Raw genomic sequence first — 22,519 nt, 5'->3', positions numbered from 1 at the left:
CGAATGGATAATTTGGCGGGACATGGAAAACCTTTATCGCAAGAGTATTTTGCTGGTGATAGGTTTCTGCACTTTCAATGAATTGTAAAAGATGCAGGTTATAAACCGCATTGGTTAAATTTGCAGCATGAACAAAGGAGCGATAGTGAATCTTGAGATAAATGAAACTTCCCCTTCTTTCAACCGTATTATAAGCTAATGGAATAAATGGGGGAGGTTTTTGTATTTGGAAAAGACAGGTTTAAAAGTATTGGTTCATGCGAGTGCTTTTTTCGCTCCATTTTTGGTTCCATTCGTTATTTATCTTATTATTGATGATTTAGAAGTTAAAAGAGTGGCAATACAAGCAATCCTTTTTCAATTAGTGATGGGAGCATTGATTTTCGTATCTGCACTACTGATAGTCGTAATTATTGGTATTCCATTAATTCTTGGGTTCCTTTTAATGTGGCTTATCGTTCCAATCATTGGAATTATTAAGGCACTAAATGGGGAATCGTACGATTATCCGATCGTTGGTAGATGGATTTAATAGTGAAAACGAAAGACACGCTCCATATATTGGAACGTGTCTTTTAATCATTGTTAAGTTTTTTAGCTCATCGCTTGGATTAAATCACTTACTACCAGACTTATTGTGATCGGCTTTTTTATTTCGAGTAGTATAGGAGTTTAAGATTTGATCCGATTGTTGCATGATTTGTAGCGTGTTATCGATAGATTGCTGAGTTTTATTGTTACGTGGTTTCTCTTTCATTGTTTCCAAGTTATAGAGCGTTGCGGGTAATCTAGCACTTGGTGCAACGTATAATGAGTCATTGTTTATGAAAGAACTGCCAGGCAAGTAATAACGCATACCAAGTAAATTGTTTTCGTAGTGAAACAAATTGTGACCCATCATCTGCTCATGATGTTGGATACCGAGAAAATTCAATAAGGTCGGCATCAAGTCAACTTGCCCGCCCAAGTGGTTAATCGTTTCACCGCTGAAAAGTCCACCTCCAGTAAAAATGACCGGGATGACAAAACGGTCAGACAAGTTATAGGGATGACCGAGCAAATCCAAAAGTATTGACTCGTCTTTATCTGTGACAGGAGCCCCGTGAATTCCTGAATGATCCCCGTAAATAAGTATCAGCGACTCATCATACAGACCATCCTCTTTCAGTGTATCAACAAAATTCCCGATATGTTCATCTGTATATCGGATGGATTGAAAATAATTGCCAACATACGTGTCGTCATAACTGCCTGGCAGTGTGAGATACTGAAGAGTTTCAGGCATTTCAAATGGAGTGTGGCTCGTCATTGTTATGATGTTAGAGTACATTTTTTTGTTCTTTATTAATTGCGAAGGCAGTTGTTTTAAAACGAAATCAAACAGCACTTCATCTGCCGGTCCGAAGCCTATTTCTAGTTTTTCCGGAATATCTTCATCTGTATAGACATAATCAAAACCGAGTGCAGGGTATAGTTTATCACGACTCCAATAGGTGATGGTATCTGCATGATACGTGGCCGTGCCATAACCCTTTTCCCCTAAAGTGTGTAGGAGGGAGGGAACGGGATCACCAGTTATGACATTGACGGTAGGGTCCATGCCTTCGGGATAGATGGACGTATGCATAAGCCATTCTGTGTCGGATGTGTTGCCAGCACCGATTTGCTGATAGACATTATCAAAATAGACACTATCCTTCAATAAGGCATTTAGATTCGGTGTAATTTCTTGCCCGTTCACTTTCTTACCGATTACAAAGCCTTGCAGCGATTCAACTTGTATGACGAAAACATGTCGATTTTTTGCAATTCCATACGAGGCATGCTTATCCGCTGGGACATAATCATTTCCTTTTAGCTTTTCAATGTCAATTTCAGATAAATTAACATCAGAAGCAAGTGCAATTCCGAAGCCACGTGTGAAAACTTGGACGGCTTGTGATTGCAAATAGCCATTCTCTTTTGCAAAATATGAAACATCGATGAGTGGTTGCCGGAATGCCAATAACGTTGTAATGAGACTGATGCTGCCGAATAGTATGGCTAAACGCCTGCCGACTTTGAATGAGGGTTTAATTTTTTCGTTAGTAAAGTAATAAGCGATCGGAAGTATCAGCACAATATCTAGGAAAAATAGAAAATCATATGGCTTGCTAAGAAGTCCGATAGTTCCTCCCACAGAATTTGATTGGTAAATCTGCCGTAAGTCATAATAGGATGGAATCGTTGAAAAGTAACGTGTGTAGTAGATAATCGCTATGAATAAGACGGATAATGTAATGTTAAATAGAAGGATTCCTGTCCATACTCGTTTTCTTACTAAGATAATAACTAGAGACAGGAAGAATGCCCATAGAGGGAATTCAATGAGTGCAATATGTAAGATGGATTTATTATGAAAAACGACCAATCGGAAGCCGATTATTTTGATGAATAGGAATGTCAAAATGATTATATAAGGATTAGTTAGGATAGATTTAACAGTTTCGCTGAACTTCTTAACCTAAAACACCTCCGATAAAAAATCTATAAACTCAGTGTACCAAAAATAATTTTTGGTGTGAAATAAAGAGTGGAAAGAATAACCCTCAATGTACATTGGTAGAGAATTTCACAAAAGAAGTCATAGTAATGGAACTCTTTCTTTCATGCAAAAGCACCTGAAATAGAACAGCTCACTCAAATGGAATTACCCATTCGAGTGAGCTGTTTTTTAATAAGGATTGGCTTTATGACCCTTTCGCACCGCTTCATCAGGTGCCTTATCACCGTCTCTATTACCGAGAGGTTTTTGACTCGAACCTTCTTTTGTCGAGTGGGCCAATCCGTCACGTAAACGACGCCCGTATTCTTCGTCAGCTTCTTCTGCAAGAGCAATCATTTTGTCTTGGATGCGCTGGTCGCAATTGGAAAGGTCTGACACCAGGTTTGATATTAAATCATCCCGTTCCCAGTCTTCAAACATGCGATACGTATCCCCTGCTTGTTTTGTATTGCTTTGTCGATCAATCGACTCCCTAACGAGATTACCTTGAATGTAAGGTGAGTGTTCTGTTCCATCCTGTGTAGCTTCTTTCAATCCGCCTAAAATTGAAGGCTCATAGTTAATATGCGGGTTCTGACCTGGGGCTCGGTCAACTTTAAGCTGCATCTGCCCACCGCTCTGATTCGTCGCAACCCGCTTTTTTGGTGCATTGATCGGAAGTTGCAAATAGTTTGCGCCGACGCGGTGTCGCTGCGTATCAGAGTAGGAGAATGTACGCCCTTGGAGCATTTTATCATCAGAGAAATCGAGGCCATCTACAAGGACACCTGTACCGAATGCAACTTGTTCCACTTCCGTGAAGTAATCTTCAGGATTTTTGTTTAGTACCATTTTGCCGACAGGTAGCCAAGGGAACTGATCCTCAGGCCATAACTTTGTATCGTCAAGCGGATCGAAATCAAGTTCAGGATGTTCATCGTCGCTCATAACCTGGACTAGCAGCTCCCATTCGGGATATTCGCCGTTTTTGATAGCGTCATATAAGTCCTGTGTCGCGTGATTGAAATTTGTTCCTTGGATTTCACTTGCTTCTTTTTGAGTCAAGTTTTTAATACCTTGTTTCGGTTCCCAATGATACTTGATAAGTACGGCGACCCCGTCCTTATTCACCCATTTATACGTATTGACACCGGAGCCTTGCATCATGCGGTAGTTGGCAGGAATTCCCCAAGGTGAATAAACGAATGTCACCATATGGAACGATTCAGGTGAGCTCGCACAAAAGTCGAAAAATCGTTCACCGTCTTGAATATTCGTAATTGGATCGGGTTTAAAAGCATGAATCATATCGGGAAACTTAATCGCATCTCGGATAAAGAAAATTTTTAAATTGTTCCCGACAAGATCCCAGTTACCGTCTTCTGTATAAAACTTTACGGCGAAACCACGTGGGTCACGAAGTGTCTCAGGCGAGTGCCCACCATGTATAACGGAAGAAAAGCGGACAAATACAGGTGTTTGTTTCCCTTTTTCTTGAAAAAGTTTTGCGCGTGTATACTTGGAAACCGGTTCCTTGCCAGCTGTTCCATATGCTTCAAAATAGCCGTGTGCGCCCGCTCCACGAGCGTGAACGACGCGTTCAGGAATTCGTTCTCTGTCGAAGTGGCTAATCTTCTCCAGAAAATCGTAGTTTTCCAAGACGGCAGGACCTCGATTGCCGACAGTCCTTATATTTTGGTTGTTTGTAACAGGGTGCCCCTGTCTATTCGTCAATGTGTCATCTTGTTCTTCAGTTGATTTATTATTAGATGGAACTTTTGACAAATGATAGCCTCCTCTTTGATGTGATGAAACGTAGGCGATGCAACTCAATCGCTGATTCATCTTAATAAGGTATTTCATTCCTACTCTGCACTATTTTGAAGGAATTAATTCCCGTTTCTTTTTTTATTATAATGAATTGTCGTTATTGGGTTTAGAAATGTTCAAGACAATCATATACATCTATAAAGTATATAAAATAGGTGGGATCCCGCGTACATGTTCGAAAAAGCGTTGACGATATTTATTGGCAGTTTGTTAGTCGCAGTTGGTGTGAATATGTTTCTTGTTCCGTTTGAGTTGTTGGATGGCGGTGCACTTGGGATTAGTTTGATTTTTCATTATGCGATGGATGTTAAGGTGGGTCTTACGTTTCTTATCGTAAGCATTCCAATCTTCATGTTGGCTTGGAAGTACTATCGTTCGTTTTTCTACCACGGAATCCATGGCATGTTACTTTCATCCCTACTTATAGATCTATTGTATCCATTACATATGATTGGAAGGGAATTGGTAACTGTTCCACTAGTAAGCGCGATTTGTGGCGGAATCATTATCGGTACGGGAATAGGCATGATGCTCCGTCTCGACATTAGTATTGGAGGAACTGATTTACTGGCACAAATGATCGCAAGAAAATTGATGATTAATCCAGGCATTATGATATTTAGCGTTGATATACTGATTGTTACAATAGGCAGTCTGCTGATACCTTCAATTCACATAGTATTGTCAATTGCGACAGTGTTCTTTGCCGGTCTAACAATGAGTCTGATTGTAGCTAAAACTGGGAAAGTAAGAGGTGCAAATATGGAGCTGAATTGAACAAATATGTTGAATGAAATTAAATCTTTTATGTTTCTTCTTTAACTCCGACATTATTGAATCCGTTGTAAATATCAATTGAATTTGTCACGATGATCGCTAATAAGATGGAAGTCTTACTTATGTCGATTATGAAAGTGATTTTCTCTGTAGTGCTGTCGTAGAGTTCTACCATATACGGTACAAATTCAGGATTGAACAAGTTCGGATTTAATATAATGGACAAAAGGAGCGCAGTCCAAAGTACATTGACAATAAAATTTCCGCCTGCAATTCTAGTTGTCCATTCTAAACCAGTGGATTTATAAACAGACAAAGACAATTCAAACGTAATTAATATTAATAAGAAAGGAAAGTAATAAAGCATAGTATCCCCATTCAAAGCAAACATGAAAGCATTCCCTTCCGCCGTTGTATGATTATCCTAAAGTATTGCCAAATTAATGATGAAAAATAAGCTCGCGGATATGTTTTTTGAGACAAACTAGGAATGATTGATATGTATGAATAACTTAACCGGAATTTGGAGTTGGATAGTGAAAGAGGGGATACAAAAACAAGACCGAGTGTCGATCCACTAGGTCTTGTTTTTGTCATTATTCATGATTTCAAATACTATCGATGTCTCGCTGCATTGATCATCGAGTAGTGCTATCCGATGATTGTAATATACTTTTCGCCAAGTACTTCCTTTGTTTCAAAATCGGTATTGACCAATTGTTCACTTACGAAAGCTTCAAAATCTTTTTCCTCAATTGCAAAAAACTCTTCGATTTCACGTGAGAATAACAGTTTCTCTTTTTGGATTAAGGTCAATAAGTTGGATAGTTGTTTCGGTTGTATAGTATCCCCCGGGAGGATTTGTTGTAGTGCTGCAATGTACTGTTCAAGCGCACGTGCTCCTACAATTTTGACACCTTTTTTCTCTTCATTCAATATAACGATTGTAGGGAAGCCACGAACGCCTAGTTGCCGCACAAGCTGAAAATCTTCATGCAAAGAAGTTTCCGCTTCTGGCAGTTTCGATTGTCTGATGATTTCTTCCCCGTTAAGTCCGACACTATCGACAAGCTCTATTAACATGTCGTCTTCTGCAATGTTTCTATTGAAAGCGAAAAGAGCCTCCCGTGCACGTCGTAAAAATGCGTTTGCAAGATCCGGGCTTTGCTGATCTATCACTTTAAAAACGCGGGAAGGAATGAAGGAAGATTTGATTGGATTATCATGCCAGAGAGTTCCATCAATCGGCATGCGGGAATGTTCACCAACCTCTCTCCAGTGATCGGCAACGTCCACAGGCCCATTGATGCCATTTGCAGTATCCGAAAAGCCATCCCAGTTTTCCAATAATCCACCCATCAATGTATGCATATTGAAGTATTGACCGTATTGCGATTCAAATTTGCGGAGTACGGGTTCCGATGCCCAGCAATGGGAACAAATTGGATCCGTTACATAATACAAATCGACTTTTTTGGTAGGTGCAGAGAGGTCGATGAATTCCATTACGGTATCACCACCAGGCCCGCATATGCCTGTTTCTAAGTCGCACATCATGTTGTTTTTCGTTTCCATTTCGATTCCTCATTTCTATATTATGACTACTTCAAATTTTTTTAATCAATCCAAGTTGTGAATTCACTAAAATTGGTCTTTTTAAAAGACTTCGGTTCCATTTCGGGATAACCGAGGTAGATAAATGCAAGAACTTCACCTTTTTCGGATAGTCCAAAAAAGTCTCTAACATTCGGATGATAACAAATTGCACCTGTTCGCCAGATTGCACCTAGGCCTAACGCGTGAGCAGTTAACAGCATATTTTGGATACTGCTACTGACAGCGGCATATTCTTCTTTTTCAATGATATTCTCTTTTTCTCCTGGTTCCATACCTACCGCGATAATAACGGGGGAGCGCAGGGGATTCCTTTTGCTTCGTTCAATTTTCGATTGACTACTCTCGGACAGCGGATCTTCCTGTTCAGCACTTGTAATCTCTCCTAGGACTTTACCTAACTTTGTTCTACCATTGCCTCGCAATACGAAGAATCGCCAAGGTTCCGTCCTATGATGGTTGGGTGCATAAGTACCCGATTCAATAATCTTTTCAATAAGTTCCACTGGTACAGCCTGTTCCGTTACAAGTGGAATGCTTCTTCGTGTTTTGATTAGTCGCCTCTTTCTATTGGTGGTCAATCATTACTACATAAGTATATCGACATAAGAAGCTATAATCATTTATTTCGAATTATAAAGCATCCAAATACTCTGAAATTGATATATACTTGTTCTATGAAGTTTTTATCAGCAAAGAAAGGACGTGAGAATCAAATGACAAAAATAAAAGAAGCAGGTCCACTGGGAAATCCCGTATATCCAATCATGTTTGCAATCGGTGGTGTCCATTTGCTGAACGATACGCTGCAAGCAGTGGTTCCTGCAATGTTTCCCGTCCTTGAAAAGGAAAGGGGACTTACCTTCACTCAACTTGGGTTCATTTTTTTCGCTTTGAATATGGTTGCATCCGTTTTACAACCGGTTGTCGGGTATTTCAGTGACCGAAAACCGAAACCATATGCATTACCGATAGGGATGATGTTCTCATTTGTAGGAATAGGAGGGATTGCCCTTTCCCCGGACTACTGGATGATTATTGTCTCTGTTATGTTTCTCGGTTTCGGTTCCGCAATTTTTCATCCGGAAGGGTCAAGAGTATCTTTCATGGCGGCAGGATCGAAGCGTGGACTTTCTCAATCTATTTATCAGGTAGGTGGAAATTCGGGACAGGCACTAGCCCCATTAATCAGTGCATTTATTCTAGTGCCGCTTGGACAAATAGGAGCGGCGTTATTTATGCTTGTCGCAGCACTTGGTATTTTCATCTTACTAAAAATATCCGCTTGGTATAAAAACCAGCTTGATCAGGAGAAGTTGAACAATCGCAAGAAAGTGTTGCTATCATCCATAGGAAAGCTAACCAAAAAACAAGTGGGAACAGCGCTTGTATTACTGCTTGTCATCATTTTTGCCCGTTCATTTTACGTTACGAATATCACTAGCTTTTTCATCTTTCATTTAATGGATAAATATAATCTTATTGATAAAGAAGGGCTATTATACATATTCTTGTTTCTTGCACTCGGAGCAGTGGGGACGTTTTTCGGCGGGCCAATGGCTGATAAATTTGGCAGAAAGAATATCATAGTTCTTTCGCTCGCTGTGCCGATACCCTTATGTCTACTGCTCCCATATGTCCCGTTATGGGCTGTTGCCCTATTACTCATGACCATTGGGTTTTTCATTATGCTCAGCTTTTCAGTTACGGTCGTCTATGCTCAAGAACTCGTTCCGAGCAAAATTGGGACGATGGCAGGGCTCACAGTGGGTCTGGCATTTGGTATGGGAGCGATTGGATCCGTCGTCATCGGAATGTTGATGGACCAGCTTGGTATTTTCCCGACAATGATTATCGTTTCATTCTTGCCGATTATTGGTCTTGTCGGTTTAGCGCTACCACGTGATCGGAAAATGACGGCTGAAACTGCTTTGTAAGGAGAAACGTGATGAATAAATATTGTGGATATGCACTAAACCAGCTGAAGGTTTCCATTAACTCCATTAGTGAGTTAGTAGATCAATTAGATGACCATTCATTACAAATTAGACCTACGCCTAATGAATATTCAATTGGAGAGTTATTGGAGCATTTGGCAACAATTTGTGTAGCAGATTACCAAATCGCTGAAGGTGCAAGCAGGGATGAAATGACAGCGTATTATTCAACGATTAAATTGGCTTCTCTAGAAGAAATTAAAGATGCATTGTTGAGTAATTATACTTTTTTAGAAGAAAAATTCGCCACATTTAATGCTGAAGAATTGCATATGAAAATGACTTCTTATTGGGGGACTACATATTCAAGATATGAATGGTTGCTTGAAATAGTGGCTCACGTCTATCACCATCGAGGGCAACTTCATTCAATGTTAGTCCATTGTTGTGGGCTGGATCATGACGTACAGCTATTTGAATAGTCGTAGCTAAACATGTGCATAGATACTTAGAAATTAGTTGTCTATTGTTAAAATTCATTTCCATATATTTTAAGGTTGGCAGTATCATTACTTACACTATTCATCTAGATGAAGTGGAAAGGTCCTATAAACCTATTGAATTAATATGACAAGTGATCCCCGTACATTGGGATTGCTTGTTTTTTTCTGTTTACTTTACAAGCTTAGGTTGGCGAAGTATGATTAAATAGTTAGCTAGGTAAACAAAGGAGTTAATATGGATGAATCCGCTATTTCATGAACTATTTCAAAAAACCCGTATGTTGAGTAAAGAGTTAAATAAAACGCTGAAAAAATATGATTTATTTGCGGCGCAATGGACGGTGTTATATTGTGTTAAGCAGCATGAGGAAATGAAATTAACAGATATATGGAAGTATTTAAATGTGGAAGCCCCAACAATTACGAGGACTGTCAGTCGCCTTGAAGACCTCGGGTGGGTCAGGACATTTGAAGGAATAGATCGAAGAGAAAAAGTGGTATGTCTTTCTGAAGAAGCGATAACAAAGTTCCCGCTAATAGAGGCATCAATTATTGAATTTGAGAATGAGTTTCTAAAAGAACTGTCAAAAGAAGATGAGCTGTTATTAATGGGTTTATTAAAAAGCCTTGATAAGGAAAGAAGTGAGTAAATTAGTGAAAAAAGAACCCATTTGGACAAAACCTTTTATAAGTTTATTTTTCACAAATATTTCAGTTTTTATCGTATTTTACGGACTCGTCACTACATTGCCACTATATGCGATTGGCGTGTTAAAGCGCACAGACGAAGAAGCGGGTTTATTAATGACGATATTCTTACTATCTGCAATTGTTGTCAGACCTTTTACGGGCAAGATATTGGATATTGTAGGGAAGCGGAAAATGTTATGGAGTGCCCTAGTCCTCTATTTGATATGCACAATCCTCTATTATTTTATCCAACCATTTGCAGGACTTCTAGTATTGCGATTTGTGCAGGGGATATGGTTTAGCATTATCACTACGGCGGCGCTGTCAATAGCTGCAGACATAGTACCGATGAAACGAAGAGGCGCGGGCCTTGGTTATTTTAATATGTCGACCAATTTAGCTGTTGTTCTTGGCCCATTAATTGCGTTATATCTAATTCAAAATTACTCGTTCGATGTGTTGTTTATTGTTCTAAGTATTCTAATGGTTATAGGTGTCCTTACATCCTTATTGGCGCCGGCCGGAAATGTTTCAGCAAAAAGTATTGGACAAACTAAATTGAAAATAGGAGACTTATTTGAAAAAGGAGCGTTGCCGATTGCTATGCTTGGTAGCTTAATCGCTTTGTCATATGCAAGCGTATTGTCGTATCTATCAATTTACGCACAGGAAAAAGGTCTCCTAGCACTCGCGAGCGCTTTTTTTCTAGTGTTTGCAGCTGTGATGCTCCTGACTCGTCCATTTACAGGTATGCTATTTGACGAAAAAGGTTCACAATATGTAATCATTCCCGGATTTATTTCATTTGCACTTGGTCTTTTCCTATTAGCAAATATGGATTCGGCAGTGTCCTTTTTAGTGGCAGGAGCGTTTATTGGATTTGGTTATGGAGCGCTCATACCTAGTTTTCAAACACTTGCTGTACAGTCGACAAATCATGAGAGAAGTGGGTATGCGACTGCTACATTTTTCACGTTTTTTGACACGGGACTTGCTCTTGGATCGTACGTTTTAGGTTTGGTGGCTTTCCATTATGGTTATCAATCAGTTTACCTCATGTCAAGTGCTCTAGTATTCGCTGTATTTATCCTTTATTTACTAATTATACGAAGAAGAAAAAGAAACGAACAAACAATATAATTTGATAGAAAAGTCGAGTTGATAGGATGCACTCCGCCTAGATAGTCTCATTCCCTATAAAAATATGTTTTAAACAATTTCTTTTTCTTGGCCGCCTCAAGTGGTTTAACCGCTAGTCAAACGGCTTCGGCTCCCCCTAAGAAGGCATTAGCGCTCAAAATAGATAAGTGAAAGTTGAACCTGGAATATATGGGTTCATCTTTTTTTTTTTGAAGAAAAACTGAGATATTTTAAATATATTTCATTTAGGTAGACATTTGCACTTTAGAGTGAAGTGCTTTAGGGTATATAGTCATTAACTAAATTAATAGGGGTCGGTTTTCTTTGGACAAAAAGTTTTGGAAGAATCCAGTATTTTCAATTTCAGCATCAGTTATTTTTGTGCTAGTGCTATTAGGAGCGGTTTCACCGATACAATTCGGATATGTAGCAAATTTATTGTATGATTTTACAACGGTGAACTTTGGCTGGTTTTACCTGCTTACTGTATTTATTATAGTCGTATTTCTAGCTGGTCTGGCAATCAGTAAATTTGGTGCAATTAGAATTGGTGGAGATGAAGAGCGACCTGATTATCCATTTTTCACATGGATTGGTATGTTATTTTCGGCAGGATTTGGAGTAGGTCTTGTTTTTTGGGGTGTAGCGGAACCGATGAGTCATTATTTCACCTCACCGATTGAGGGCGTCGAGCCGCATTCAGAACAGGCGGCGCGGGTTGCGATGGGTTACTCATTCTTCCACTGGGGCATTTCACAATGGGCAATTTTTGGAATTGTTGGATTAGTAATCGGTTTTCTGCAGTTCCGAAAGAAAAAAGATGGACTCATTTCAACTGCATTAGAACCACTCATTGGAAACAATAAAAAAGTGAAGATTGGCATTGATTCCTTTTCTGTCATAGCAACTGTCATGGGTATTGCCACCTCACTTGGGCTCGGAATTTTACAAATGAGTGGGGGATTAGAGTCAGTTTTCAAGATTGAAAGTACGTTCACTATACAGTTAATCATCATTTTTATTGTCTTTATATCTTATATGATTTCCGCATCCTCAGGATTGAATAAAGGTATTCGGTATTTGGGGAATTTCAACTTAGTATTGGCAATTGCGATGCTATTATTCTTCTTTATTGTAGGTCCAAAAGTATTTATTTTAGAAACGTTCACTTTAGCACTTGGTGATTACATAACGAATTTCATTCAATACAGTTTACGTTTGCAACCTTATCAAGGAGGAAGCTGGGTACAAGACTGGACAATATTCTATTGGGCATGGACAATTGCTTGGTCACCTTTCGTGGGCGCTTTTGTTGCACGTGTATCCAAAGGGAGAACGATTCGAGAATTCATCGTTGGAGTGATGGTTCTTCCACCGGTTTTCGCATGTATGTGGATTGCAACTTTGGGTGGGACAGCGCTTTACAGTGACTTGAATAACGGCACAAAAATAGCAGAAGCTGTAGAAGCGGATGTTACATCGGCAATTTTTGCGACATTTGAACACATGCCTTTTACAGGATTAATGTCCGGTTTGGCAATTCTATTAATATTCACATTCCTTGTCACTTCCGCAGATTCTGCAACATATATCCTTGCTAGTATGACAACAAATGGGAGTCTATTTCCGCCCCTAATTGTCAAGATGACCTGGGGAGTACTTATGTCCGCAATCGCAGCGGTGTTATTGTACGCGGGAGGTCTGGATGCGCTCCAATCCGCTTCTCTAGTGGCTGCCTTGCCATTCACGGTACTCCTTCTACTACTGGTATTCGGAATGGGGAAATTGTTGAAAAAGGAACCTATTACAGTCAGACCTTCAGATATTAGAAATTTTGAACGTGTGGAAAAGGAAGCGAAGAAAAAGGCAGGAACTGATAAACCGCAAGTACCTTCATCTAAAAGAAGGAACCAACAGAAAAAGTAAATTATAATCAAAAAATGCAAGCCTCTAGGTGATTAGGGCTTGCACTTTTTTTTATTAGTCTACATACTCATCAGTTAACGACGTTTCACATGATTCAAACATACAACAATGGTAGAGTTAGGTAAACAAATTCCATTTACAAAGGAGGATTTCTATGTGTGGTCGATTTACATTGTTTGCCCCTTATTTTGAAATGATCGAACGCTTTGACATTGAAGTAGCATTTCAGGAAAATGATTATATTCCGAGTTATAATATCGCGCCTTCCCAACAAGTTGTTGCCATTATCAATGATGGGAGGAAAAATCGATTGGGTCATTTGCGGTGGGGGCTTATCCCTCCTTGGGCAAAGGATGAGAAAATTGGATATAAAATGATCAACGCAAGAGCTGAGACTGTTTCAGAAAAACCGAGTTTTCGAAATTCATTTAAGAAGAAACGATGCCTTATTCCAGCGGACTCCTTTTATGAATGGCAGAAAGTAGAGGATGGAAAAGTACCGATGCGCATCAAATTGAAATCTGATGAGGTATTTGCTATTGCGGGTCTATGGGAGTCATGGGTTTCAACGGATGGAAGTATCATTCATTCGTGTACAGCCATTACGACAGTGCCAAATGAGTTAGTAAAACCTATTCACAATCGTATGCCTGTCATACTAAAACGTGAAAATGAGGCGGCTTGGCTTGATCCTAAAAATGAAGATATCGAGTTATTAAAAAGTCTATTGATGCCATCCGATGAAAAACAAATGGAGGCATACATTGTTTCTTCTGCAGTTAATTCGCCGAAAAACAATGAAAAATCTCTAATTATTGAAGTTTGTTAAGAAGGAGGACTTCGAATGTTGGCGGAGTTAATGGAGAAATCAAATTATACTATTGTCTATACAGGTGCTGGTATGTCCACAGAAAGCGGTTTACCTGATTTTCGGTCTGCAAAAACCGGGCTATGGGAAAATGAAAGTCCTGATCAAGTTGCAAGTACAGAAGCTTTAAATCTTGATGTAGAACGGTTTTTTTCCTTTTACCGTCAACGTGTGCTTGGAGTAAAAGATTGTAGACCGCATAAAGGCCATAGTATCTTAGCTAAATGGGAAAAGGATGGGCTTATACAAGGGGTAATTACCCAAAATGTTGATGGGTTTCATTCTGTTGCTGGCTCGAAAAATGTGATGGAACTGCATGGCACGCTGCAACAAGTCCATTGTGAATCTTGTGGGAAAGAATTCGGAAATGAGATGTATGAAGAAGAACGTTTCTATTGTAAATGTGGTGGAAAATTGCGACCATCTGTTGTTCTATTCGGAGAAGGGCTACCGGAAGATACTTTCATGAAGGCAGTGGAAGAAAGCGAACGGGCCGAGTTATTCATTGTATTAGGCTCATCACTGACTGTCACACCCGCAAATCAGTTTCCGCTTCTAGCAAAACAAAATGGGGCAAAGCTCGTTATAGTTAATATGGAACCAACGTTATTTGATGATTACGCAAATCTAGTCATTAATGGTCGACGGATTGGTGAAGTACTAATGGAAGCGGACTTCAATTAACTCCGTAATCAAGCAGAAGAAGCGAAACTTACTCGTTTGCCAAACGAACTAATAATAAATCGACTCGATAGGAGATTTATTATGAGCAAGAGATTGGGTGTAATTCTATTATGTTTAAATTTACTTTAAAAAGTAAGAGAAAAGCCTAATACTGTATAGGATTCTTAGAATTAGGCTATTTATTACTGTGAAATTAAGTGAACGCCATCATACGGTCAAGTGGGCCATCTGGTTGGATAATATCCGCGAGATCCAGTATAGGAATCGGGAAGTAAGGGAATCCCCAATAGTATGGCGTGATTTCATAAAGCTGAAAATAGATGACAAGAGATGTATCTGCAATATAAAAGTCTTGGTCGCCGCGAATACCTTTGAATGGAGGATCTAGAAGGTCGATATCCCAATCTTTAATTCTTTCTTCAATAATACCTGACAATTTTTTCACATAATCACTGTCCGTTTTGAATAATTCTTTCAACGAATACGCTTTACCTGTTTTTGTATCAAATGTGAGTGACTTAATGATAGTCATCCCATGCGCACCGCCTGTAAATGAATAAACGATTAAATTCAAACTGAGTATGCCGCGCTGATTGTTTTTTAACTCGTAATAGGCTAATAATTCCACAAGGTCTTTATCGTAAAAACTTTGCTCTACTAGTATTTTATTCAGTGCAGATATAATAGCGTGATTAATTTTGCTTTGAACATTTGAGTTGGGCAATTGGGTAACAACTGGATAATAGACTTTGACGTTTGGTATAGCGTGGGGCAATTTTTTTGTTGCAATTGATACAGGTAAATCCATAGCAGCAATCCTTTCCTTTATATGAGGTAGTTCATCATATGTAAGGATGGATTAGGAAAGTCAAAAAACAGAGAATGAAATCCTAATGTTATTAGAATTTCACACACACACTCTTTTGTAGGACACAGCAAATTTCTGAATTCGGTCTTTAATTTCATCCCGTACTTTTTGGAGAAACCATCCATTTCTCTTCTTCAGATCCTGTCGCACGAGCAGGATCATTGAAACCCCAGTGCAAGTGAGAGATGTGAGGAGGAGTTATCGGACAGTTGTCGTTAGGATTTACACATAGTGTGATGACGTAACTAAGCCATAACTAGAACATTTTCATCAATTAGCTGAGAAGATTATTCGCTAATATCAATTCCAATCTCGCGCATTGCTTCTACAGTTTTCAGATTTTAACCTTGAGCTTCAATTTCTGCTGTTTGGACTTCAAACGTATTACTCAAATCAAAATCTATCTCCCGAAACTTTTGGCAAGCGTTTTTAAATACTATTCAAGTTGGATTGTGATTCATAAACTTCCTCTTACGTAAAATTAAGGCTTAATCAAACTTCATTCATCACCATATAAGCAATTGGTTATGTAACGAAATGGTATTTTATAGGCAACTCGCGTATCCTGTCGAATGACACTCCACGCTGTTCCGTGTACAATTAAGGGAACGGACATTTAAGGTGGAGGTTTAGGTATGCATAAAAAACAAAAAGATTATGAAGATACTATGAAGAATTTCAATCCGGAACTATCTAACCATGTGGCAGAAAACCATTACTCTGATGAAAACTTTTGGAACAAAGTGAAGAAGCACGGGAAGCAAGCAGGGAAGACAACCGTTTATTACAGTTTGCTCCTCTATTATGCGGCGAAAAGTCCAGCGGTACCAAAATCAACGAAATTGATAATTGTAGGGGCGCTTAGTTATTTGATATTCCCAATCGATCTCATTCCAGATTTTATACCTGCAGTCGGATTGGTTGATGATGCGAGTGTCATTGCAACTGCTGTATATAAGGTTATCTCTCATATTGACGCTGATATGAAATTGAAAGCAAAAGTGAGATTGGAAAAATTATTTGGTGATAAATTACACGATGAAGAAATAGACAATCGATTCTTATAAAGGAAAATGCTAACGTGGGAATGAATTCCGCGTTAGCATTTTTTGATTGGTATAATGGTTTTCTTGGAATAATAAAAAGTTATTCATACCCAATTCGGGTTGTTTTACGAATAACAACCTCCCAGTTTGTTCCTGTGCCAACACGGTATGCGTCCGCAAAAGAACCTTGATTGATGGCGATACCGATATTGTCGAGTGAATTTACATAGACGAGGGGCTCACCGATATGCAAATCTGCAAATGACCTTCCGAAGGTCATTATATTGTTATATATGGTTCGGCCATCTGTTGTTATAGAAACTTCAATTGAATCACCGTACTGCTCCACAATTTCCCCGAATTGTAACCTGCTAATATTCGTCCACAGATTGCCGAATGGGCGATCGATAATATCGACTATCCCTGTAATTGTTTCATTCGTAATTGTCGACATTTTTAAAGGTAGTGTAATAATCGTTGAAGGATCAGCTGAAGGACCAATATCTTCAAATTGGATTACCCCAGCAGCAAGCCGGGCACCCGTGTAAGCAAAAATATCACGGCCATGGAACGTATGGGATTCGCCAGAGTTAGGGAGCCGGTTTTTTGTTTCATCGATTACCCGGACTTCAGTAATGTTGATGAATTGCGAAACGTGCGTTAATGTTCCGTTATCCGGTGTAATGATGTATTGGTCATTTGCTGTTTTTGCAACTACAGCACGCCGATCAGAACCTACACCAGGATCTACGATGGATACGAATACGGTTTCGCTCGGCCAATAACCAATCGATTGCAATAAACGATAGGACGCTTCCCAAATATTATATTGAGGAATTAGATGTGTAATCTCAAAAATCGGAATTCCACGTTGAACTGAGTTTGCTACTCCATGCATTGCACTAACTGCGCCATCACTTTTTCCGAAATCCGATTGAAAAACTAATAAACCTTTTGTCATTATTAAACCACTCCTCATTTTTATATAATATGTACTTCTAAACAAAAAAATCCCGCCCAAATCAATCGCCAATCGATTGAAAAGGACGAGATATAAACTCGTGTAACCACCTTTTTTCGCTACTCATTCACATGCGTAGCCTCAACAAGTGCAGAATCCAATCATAACGGATTCTAAACTGTGGTTTTGGTAACGGGTACCAAAACCCGCAAACATCTACTAATGCTAAATTGCACGTTCAATGAAGAGCTCAGAGACCATTTTTCTAGTGGAACCTTTCTGCTTCTTTTCATCTGCCGAAGCTTTCTGTCAGAAATGTACACACTTTACTTTTCTCTTCATCGCCTATTCATATTAATGAATAATTTACATGGTTTCGAATGAAAAGTCAAATGATTCGAGGTTAATGAGATACCAAGAAAAAACCAGTCACTGGATGGACTGGCTTTTTCTAAGTTATACTATTTTCTTGTTTTTCTTGCGGAACTTCCCTGAAAACTCATAAACAATTGGAACAAAAATTAGTGTAAGCAATGTCGAGCTTGTTAGGCCACCGATAACAGTAACACCAAGTCCTTTGGAAATGAGTCCGCTACCTTCTCCACCGATAGCTAGAGGAATCAATGCACCTATTGTAGCGAGTGCTGTCATTAGAATTGGACGCAGTCTTGTAGTGCCCGCTTCCAAAATGGCGTCTCTAGTTGCCATACCTTCATTTTCTTTATTTATGACGCGGTCAATTAAAACAATCGCATTTGTTACGACAATACCGATTAGCATTAGCATCCCAATCATTGCCGAAACACTGATTGTTTCACCAGCAATCCATAAACCAACCAACGCTCCAATTACTGTGAAGGGAAGAGAGAATAAGATTGCTAATGGTGCAAGTCCGCCGCCAAAAGTTACGACCAGGATCAAGTACACGATAGCAATGGCAGCAAGCATTGCAAGCCCAAGCTGAGTAAACGCCTCTGCGATATCTTCTGTTACGCCTGCCGTATTAACTTCTATATTTGAAGGGATATCGAGATTGTCTACTTTTTCCTGGATAGCTGTAGACGCTTTTGCAACATCTTTTGTTGTTATTTCCGCTGAAACACTCGCAAATAATTTACCATCTTTACGAGAAATTGTATCGGAAGTTGTGCCTTCTTGTAAGTCAACTAATTCAGAAATGGCGATTTCCATACCAAGTGGTGACTGTACTTTTTCTTCAAGTAATTCAGTGATTGTTTTATGTTCTTTCTTATCTTCATTGATTAATACTTCGATTGTATTATTACCATCTTCAATTTTAGTCAACACTTCTTGCTGGTTGTTCGGATAGAGGACCATTCCGACTTGTGCAGCAGTTAAACCGTACTGTGTTAACTTTTCTTGATTGGCAACGAGTGTATATTCTTTATATTTTCTAGTTAAACTTGTTTTGACATTCTTTAAGTCATTGTTTTCATTCATAATCTTTTCGATGTCTTCAACAACTGGTTCAATTTCTTTTAAGTTATTTCCGTAAACGTAATAACTCACTGCATTACTGGAACCGCTTGTTGAAAAGTCCTGTGATTTCCATTCACCTTTAGTTGCGCGTTTTTGGAGTTCTAAGATTGTTGTTTCTTTCACCTTCGTAAAATCAACCGTATCATTATCGAACGTCACAAACAGGAGAGCCCCGTTTGAAGCGCCAGGCGCCATCGGATTTTCTCCGCCGACGGAAGCTTGAACGACGTTAACATCTTTCAAATCCAATAGATACTCTTCCGCTGATTCAACATAATTGTTTACAGTTTCAAGCGTTTCGCCAGGTTCTGGGGTAAACGTAATATACATTGTTTTCTGTTCTTCATCTGGAAGGAAACTCACACCGATAACAGGAGCAAGGAATAAGCTACCAACCAAAAGTGCGATTGAAACGAGAGAAGTAATCAGTTTATGATTTAATGTCCAATTTAATATCTTTCTATAAGAAGCGGCCATTTTACTCGGTTTTTCTTTGTGGCTACTCGTAGTCGAGTAAAGCTGTTTTTTGAATAATGAATGTGCAAGCATTGGCACGATTGTAATCGCTACAATTAATGAAGCAAGCAGTGCAAATACGATAGTCAAAGCGAAAGGCATGAACAATTCGCCAATCATGCCGCTAACTAAAGCGATTGGCAAGAAGACTGCAATCGTAACGAGTGTGGACGACATGATTGGTTTAAACATTTCTTTTGTCGCTTCTCGTACAAGTTCTTTACCTTTTAACTTTTCTGTTGGAAGAGACATACGTCTAAATATATTTTCTACAACTACAATGGAGTCATCGATAACACGCGCAATTGCAACAGTCATTGCACCAAGTGTCATCATATTCAATGTAATACCCAACTGATTCAAGAATATGATTGCAATTAGAAGAGACATTGGAATAGACACAATTGAAATTAGTGTCGATTTAAAGTTACGTAGGAACAACATAATAATAATTACCGCAAAGATTGCACCGAACAATGCTTTACTAATCATTGTATCAACGGATTGTTGAATGGGTTCACCTTGGTCAAGTGTTGTTGAAATTTTGACGCCATCGTTCTCTTTTTCAAAATCTTTCATGAGGTCTTTTACTTCATCGACCACCACTAATGTATTGGCATTTTGCGATTTTACAACTTGAACAGCGATCGCTTCTTTACCATTCATTCTTGAAATGGATTCGGCTTTTCCGATATGTTCAATCGTTGCGATCTCACCCAGTTTAATTGAAGGCAGTTGTGCAGTTGTAGGATTCGTGCCGACAGAGGGTGTAGGTGATGCTTCGGGTTGTATTGCAGCGCCTGGAGTACTAGCTGGCATTACTGGAATCAGTATGTTCTCCAAATCTTCAACAGTCGCGATATTACCATCAATGACTACCGATTGCTCTTCTCCATCAAATTGGAACAAACCAAGCGGCATCGTCACATCAGAGCCTTTTACAATTTGTTTCACAGTATCCTCATCCAAGTTGTTTGCGGCTAGTTTTTCTTGATCGAATGTCAGAATGACTTCTTCAATTTGTTGCCCGGAAACTGCAACACTTGAAACGCCGCTAATTCCTTCGAGGTCAGGTACCAAAGAATCTTTAACTTTTACAGTTAACGCTTCTAGGTCAACATTGCTGTCAGAAACACTAAGGGCTAGAATTGGAAATGCATTGATGCTGATTCTACCAACAGTTGGATCCATCGCGTTTTCCGGCAATGTGATTTTAGAAAGAGCTTCGTTTACGTCATCTTCCGCTTGCTTCATGTCAGTCCCAAACGAATATTCAATTTGTAGAGATGAAGCATTTTGGTATGATGTGGAGCTAACCGATGTAACTCCGTTCAAGCTATTTACTGCTTTTTCGAGTGGCTCTGATAGTTCATTCACCACTTGGTCAGGTGTGGCACCCGGGTAAACCGTTGTTACACTAACGATAGGAATTGTAAGATCTGGTATTGTTTCCAAATTCATTTTCGAACCGGAATAAATGCCGGCAGCAGTTATAATAAGTGTGACAAGCCATACAGCTAATTTGTTCTTCATTACAAAATTAATAATTGAATTCATATGTACCTCCATTGAACTTTTTGCTTTGACCTACTAGTCATTATGGTTTATCATTGGATATAACTAGTAAAACTATGCCTTTTCATAATAACTGACCGGTCAGTCATGGGTCAAGTGAAACAATTTTATACGTGGGGGTTTTAATTTGTCAGATAAAAAGTTATTGATTATCGAAAAAGCATCGGAGCTTTTTGCGAAAAATGGTTTTGAGGCAACGTCCGTTCAAGAGATTACAGATGCATGTGGAATTTCAAAAGGTTCTTTTTATCTCTCATTTAAATCAAAAGAGAGTCTTTTTTTTTCGATATTTGAATACTTTAGTACAAAGTTACTAGACCGAATGGGTGGTATCTATCAAATGGAAATCACACCAAGAGCTCGTTATGAACAATTTTTCATTATTCAATTTGAAGAAATAGCCCGTTATTCGGATTTTATTCTAATGCAGATGAAGGAAAAAACCAGTCCTATTAATGAAGAAATGCTTCGCCTCATGAATAAATTACGTGGGAAAGCATATGAGATGTTAGAAACACTTCTATTAGGAGTGTATGGTGAAGATATTCGTGTGCATTTGCCTGATCTCGTTGTCATGTTGAATGGTATTATCCATGGTTATGCGGAAATTGTTGTGTTCAATTTAAAAATGCTGAATTATCCTGAATTGGCAAACTATATCGTTGAACGGTCAGATTCGATTGTTAATGGGTTAACACAACCTTTGTTAAAGAAAGAACAGTTAATAAGTACTGGCGAAGTTGTGTGTTCGATTAAGCTTGAGGAAATAGTTAAAGATATTGACATGATTAAAGAGAAAATTGAAGATAAGGATGACGGGATTTATATAAGTTTAGATGTGATTGGAGCAGAACTTTTAAATAACAATATTCGAAAACCCGTCATTTTCGGTATGATTTCAAATTTGCGGGAAAGTGACTTAACAGAGGAGCTAGTAAATAAAATAACACAGTTCCTAAATCAGTGACTACTTAGCCATTCTTCGCTTTCTAAGCAGTTTTATGGTAGAATTTAAGTTCATAAAAGAAGAGGACGTGACGTTTAATTGATCACAATTACAATACCAAATCCTGATGTAACGATTGTACAACGCAAACAAGAAATGGGTCCGGATGCTGCGCCAATCAAACCAGTTTATGGATTTATTGATTTACATGAAATACCACGTGATAAAGGCGGAATCATCTTGTTTTATAACAACAAAGATGAATTGTTATTTGCAGGAAAAGCCCGCAAACTTCGTCAGCGCGTGAAAAAGCACTTTGAAGATGCTGTCTCACCAATTAAAGACCATCGCAATGAAGTGAATAAGATTTCAATTATCGTTGTCGAAGAACCGATGGACCGTGAAATTTATGAAACGTATATCATTAATACACAACGCGCGAAATATAACGTTGATAAAGTGTTTTTTGAGTAATCAAAAGCGGAAGCGCCTTGGTCAGGGACGACAGGCATAAGACGGACCGGAGAAGAGGCGTTCATTGCCTCGTAGCCGGGGCGACTTATGACCCGAGTCCCTAGGCGCTGGAGTCTAGACGTAATCAAAAGCGGAAGCGC

The 22,519-nt window shown here is 39.0% G+C and carries 20 protein-coding genes; 12 read left to right on the top strand and 8 right to left on the bottom strand.

What is annotated here, in order from left to right:
* The first annotated feature begins 226 nt into the window (after nt 1-226).
* Nucleotides 227-532 (top strand): magnetosome magnetite crystal formation protein family, encoded by a 306-nt coding sequence (locus AC1TO6_RS01770; RefSeq protein ID WP_482099886.1) that lies wholly within the window; start codon nt 227-229, stop codon nt 530-532.
* Nucleotides 533-616: 84 nt separating this feature from the next.
* Here AC1TO6_RS01770 and AC1TO6_RS01765 read toward each other — a convergent pair whose 3' ends face one another.
* The gene (locus AC1TO6_RS01765) at nt 617-2,410 is read right to left on the bottom strand and encodes an LTA synthase family protein (RefSeq protein WP_482099885.1); all 1,794 of its coding nucleotides are present in this window, start codon (nt 2,408-2,410) and stop codon (nt 617-619) included.
* Nucleotides 2,411-2,713: 303 nt separating this feature from the next.
* Nucleotides 2,714-4,309 carry a catalase gene (locus tag AC1TO6_RS01760; RefSeq protein WP_482099884.1) on the bottom strand — a complete coding sequence of 532 codons (1,596 nt, stop codon included), beginning with the start codon at nt 4,307-4,309 and terminating at the stop codon, nt 2,714-2,716.
* A 216-nt stretch (nt 4,310-4,525) separates the two neighbouring features.
* Here AC1TO6_RS01760 and AC1TO6_RS01755 point away from each other — a divergent pair, with 216 nt between their 5' ends.
* Nucleotides 4,526-5,131 carry a YitT family protein gene (locus AC1TO6_RS01755; RefSeq protein ID WP_482099883.1) on the top strand — a complete coding sequence of 202 codons (606 nt, stop codon included), beginning with the start codon at nt 4,526-4,528 and terminating at the stop codon, nt 5,129-5,131.
* Between the two features lie 28 nt (nt 5,132-5,159).
* Here the strand turns inward: AC1TO6_RS01755 and AC1TO6_RS01750 are convergent, their stop codons facing one another.
* From AC1TO6_RS01750 to AC1TO6_RS01740, 3 genes are all read right to left on the bottom strand, one after another.
* Complete coding sequence (locus tag AC1TO6_RS01750) at nt 5,160-5,522, bottom strand: hypothetical protein (protein WP_482099882.1); 363 nt, start codon at nt 5,520-5,522, stop codon at nt 5,160-5,162.
* A 260-nt stretch (nt 5,523-5,782) separates the two neighbouring features.
* Complete coding sequence (locus AC1TO6_RS01745) at nt 5,783-6,706, bottom strand: DsbA family protein (RefSeq protein WP_482099881.1); 924 nt, start codon at nt 6,704-6,706, stop codon at nt 5,783-5,785.
* A gap of 41 nt (nt 6,707-6,747) precedes the next feature.
* Entirely contained in the window at nt 6,748-7,326 is a 579-nt protein-coding gene (locus AC1TO6_RS01740) for a nitroreductase family protein (protein WP_482099880.1), read from the bottom strand.
* A 135-nt stretch (nt 7,327-7,461) separates the two neighbouring features.
* On the opposite strand from AC1TO6_RS01740, the gene AC1TO6_RS01735 reads away from it, so the two are divergent.
* From AC1TO6_RS01735 to AC1TO6_RS01705, 7 genes are all read left to right on the top strand, one after another.
* The gene (locus tag AC1TO6_RS01735; RefSeq protein ID WP_482099879.1) at nt 7,462-8,682 is read left to right on the top strand and encodes an MFS transporter; all 1,221 of its coding nucleotides are present in this window, start codon (nt 7,462-7,464) and stop codon (nt 8,680-8,682) included.
* 11 nt (nt 8,683-8,693) lie between these two features.
* Nucleotides 8,694-9,164, top strand: a complete 471-nt coding sequence (locus tag AC1TO6_RS01730) for a DinB family protein (RefSeq protein WP_482099878.1) — start codon at nt 8,694-8,696, stop codon at nt 9,162-9,164.
* A gap of 260 nt (nt 9,165-9,424) precedes the next feature.
* Entirely contained in the window at nt 9,425-9,835 is a 411-nt protein-coding gene (locus AC1TO6_RS01725; protein WP_482099877.1) for a MarR family winged helix-turn-helix transcriptional regulator, read from the top strand.
* Nucleotides 9,828-11,015, top strand: a complete 1,188-nt coding sequence (locus AC1TO6_RS01720) for an MFS transporter (RefSeq protein ID WP_482099876.1) — start codon at nt 9,828-9,830, stop codon at nt 11,013-11,015. The genes AC1TO6_RS01725 and AC1TO6_RS01720 overlap by 8 nt, the downstream gene beginning before the upstream one ends.
* Nucleotides 11,016-11,339: 324 nt before the next feature.
* The gene (locus tag AC1TO6_RS01715; RefSeq protein ID WP_482099875.1) at nt 11,340-12,941 is read left to right on the top strand and encodes a BCCT family transporter; all 1,602 of its coding nucleotides are present in this window, start codon (nt 11,340-11,342) and stop codon (nt 12,939-12,941) included.
* Between the two features lie 154 nt (nt 12,942-13,095).
* On the top strand, nt 13,096-13,770 hold the full coding sequence (locus AC1TO6_RS01710) for an SOS response-associated peptidase (RefSeq protein ID WP_482099874.1): 675 nt from the start codon (nt 13,096-13,098) through the stop codon (nt 13,768-13,770).
* Nucleotides 13,771-13,785: 15 nt separating this feature from the next.
* Entirely contained in the window at nt 13,786-14,493 is a 708-nt protein-coding gene (locus tag AC1TO6_RS01705) for an NAD-dependent deacylase (RefSeq protein WP_482099873.1), read from the top strand.
* A 193-nt stretch (nt 14,494-14,686) separates the two neighbouring features.
* Here the strand turns inward: AC1TO6_RS01705 and AC1TO6_RS01700 are convergent, their stop codons facing one another.
* Nucleotides 14,687-15,301, bottom strand: a complete 615-nt coding sequence (locus tag AC1TO6_RS01700) for a DUF3298 and DUF4163 domain-containing protein (protein WP_482099872.1) — start codon at nt 15,299-15,301, stop codon at nt 14,687-14,689.
* Nucleotides 15,302-15,996: 695 nt separating this feature from the next.
* On the opposite strand from AC1TO6_RS01700, the gene AC1TO6_RS01695 reads away from it, so the two are divergent.
* Nucleotides 15,997-16,428, top strand: coding sequence for a YkvA family protein (locus AC1TO6_RS01695; RefSeq protein WP_482099871.1), 432 nt, complete (start codon nt 15,997-15,999; stop codon nt 16,426-16,428).
* Nucleotides 16,429-16,507: 79 nt separating this feature from the next.
* Here AC1TO6_RS01695 and AC1TO6_RS01690 read toward each other — a convergent pair whose 3' ends face one another.
* Both AC1TO6_RS01690 and AC1TO6_RS01685 read right to left on the bottom strand, forming a co-directional pair.
* Nucleotides 16,508-17,368, bottom strand: coding sequence for an SAM hydrolase/SAM-dependent halogenase family protein (locus tag AC1TO6_RS01690; protein ID WP_482099870.1), 861 nt, complete (start codon nt 17,366-17,368; stop codon nt 16,508-16,510).
* Between the two features lie 456 nt (nt 17,369-17,824).
* A complete protein-coding gene (locus AC1TO6_RS01685) occupies nt 17,825-20,941 on the bottom strand; it encodes an efflux RND transporter permease subunit (RefSeq protein ID WP_482099869.1) in 3,117 nt (1,038 codons plus the stop codon).
* Between the two features lie 145 nt (nt 20,942-21,086).
* Here AC1TO6_RS01685 and AC1TO6_RS01680 point away from each other — a divergent pair, with 145 nt between their 5' ends.
* Nucleotides 21,087-21,926 carry a TetR/AcrR family transcriptional regulator gene (locus AC1TO6_RS01680; RefSeq protein ID WP_482099868.1) on the top strand — a complete coding sequence of 280 codons (840 nt, stop codon included), beginning with the start codon at nt 21,087-21,089 and terminating at the stop codon, nt 21,924-21,926.
* A 78-nt stretch (nt 21,927-22,004) separates the two neighbouring features.
* Complete coding sequence (locus AC1TO6_RS01675) at nt 22,005-22,379, top strand: nucleotide excision repair endonuclease (protein WP_482099867.1); 375 nt, start codon at nt 22,005-22,007, stop codon at nt 22,377-22,379.
* Nucleotides 22,380-22,519: the final 140 nt, after the last annotated feature.

This window comes from Sporosarcina sp. Y352 (assembly GCF_056786535.1).
This window is presented reverse-complemented; position numbering and strand designations above follow the sequence as displayed.

What these genes read in the sequence shown, in the direction of transcription:
- AC1TO6_RS01695 (WP_482099871.1), top strand. Translation starts at nt 15,997, where the DNA reads ATGCATAAAAAACAAAAAGATTATGAAGATACTATGAAGAATTTCAAT.
- AC1TO6_RS01710 (WP_482099874.1), top strand. Translation starts at nt 13,096, where the DNA reads ATGTGTGGTCGATTTACATTGTTTGCCCCTTATTTTGAAATGATCGAA.
- AC1TO6_RS01735 (WP_482099879.1), top strand. Translation starts at nt 7,462, where the DNA reads ATGACAAAAATAAAAGAAGCAGGTCCACTGGGAAATCCCGTATATCCA.
- AC1TO6_RS01685 (WP_482099869.1), bottom strand. Translation starts at nt 20,941, where the DNA reads ATGAATTCAATTATTAATTTTGTAATGAAGAACAAATTAGCTGTATGG.
- AC1TO6_RS01700 (WP_482099872.1), bottom strand. Translation starts at nt 15,301, where the DNA reads ATGGATTTACCTGTATCAATTGCAACAAAAAAATTGCCCCACGCTATA.
- AC1TO6_RS01745 (WP_482099881.1), bottom strand. Translation starts at nt 6,706, where the DNA reads ATGGAAACGAAAAACAACATGATGTGCGACTTAGAAACAGGCATATGC.
- AC1TO6_RS01705 (WP_482099873.1), top strand. Translation starts at nt 13,786, where the DNA reads ATGTTGGCGGAGTTAATGGAGAAATCAAATTATACTATTGTCTATACA.
- AC1TO6_RS01725 (WP_482099877.1), top strand. Translation starts at nt 9,425, where the DNA reads ATGAATCCGCTATTTCATGAACTATTTCAAAAAACCCGTATGTTGAGT.
- AC1TO6_RS01690 (WP_482099870.1), bottom strand. Translation starts at nt 17,368, where the DNA reads ATGACAAAAGGTTTATTAGTTTTTCAATCGGATTTCGGAAAAAGTGAT.
- AC1TO6_RS01730 (WP_482099878.1), top strand. Translation starts at nt 8,694, where the DNA reads ATGAATAAATATTGTGGATATGCACTAAACCAGCTGAAGGTTTCCATT.
- AC1TO6_RS01750 (WP_482099882.1), bottom strand. Translation starts at nt 5,522, where the DNA reads ATGTTTGCTTTGAATGGGGATACTATGCTTTATTACTTTCCTTTCTTA.
- AC1TO6_RS01755 (WP_482099883.1), top strand. Translation starts at nt 4,526, where the DNA reads ATGTTCGAAAAAGCGTTGACGATATTTATTGGCAGTTTGTTAGTCGCA.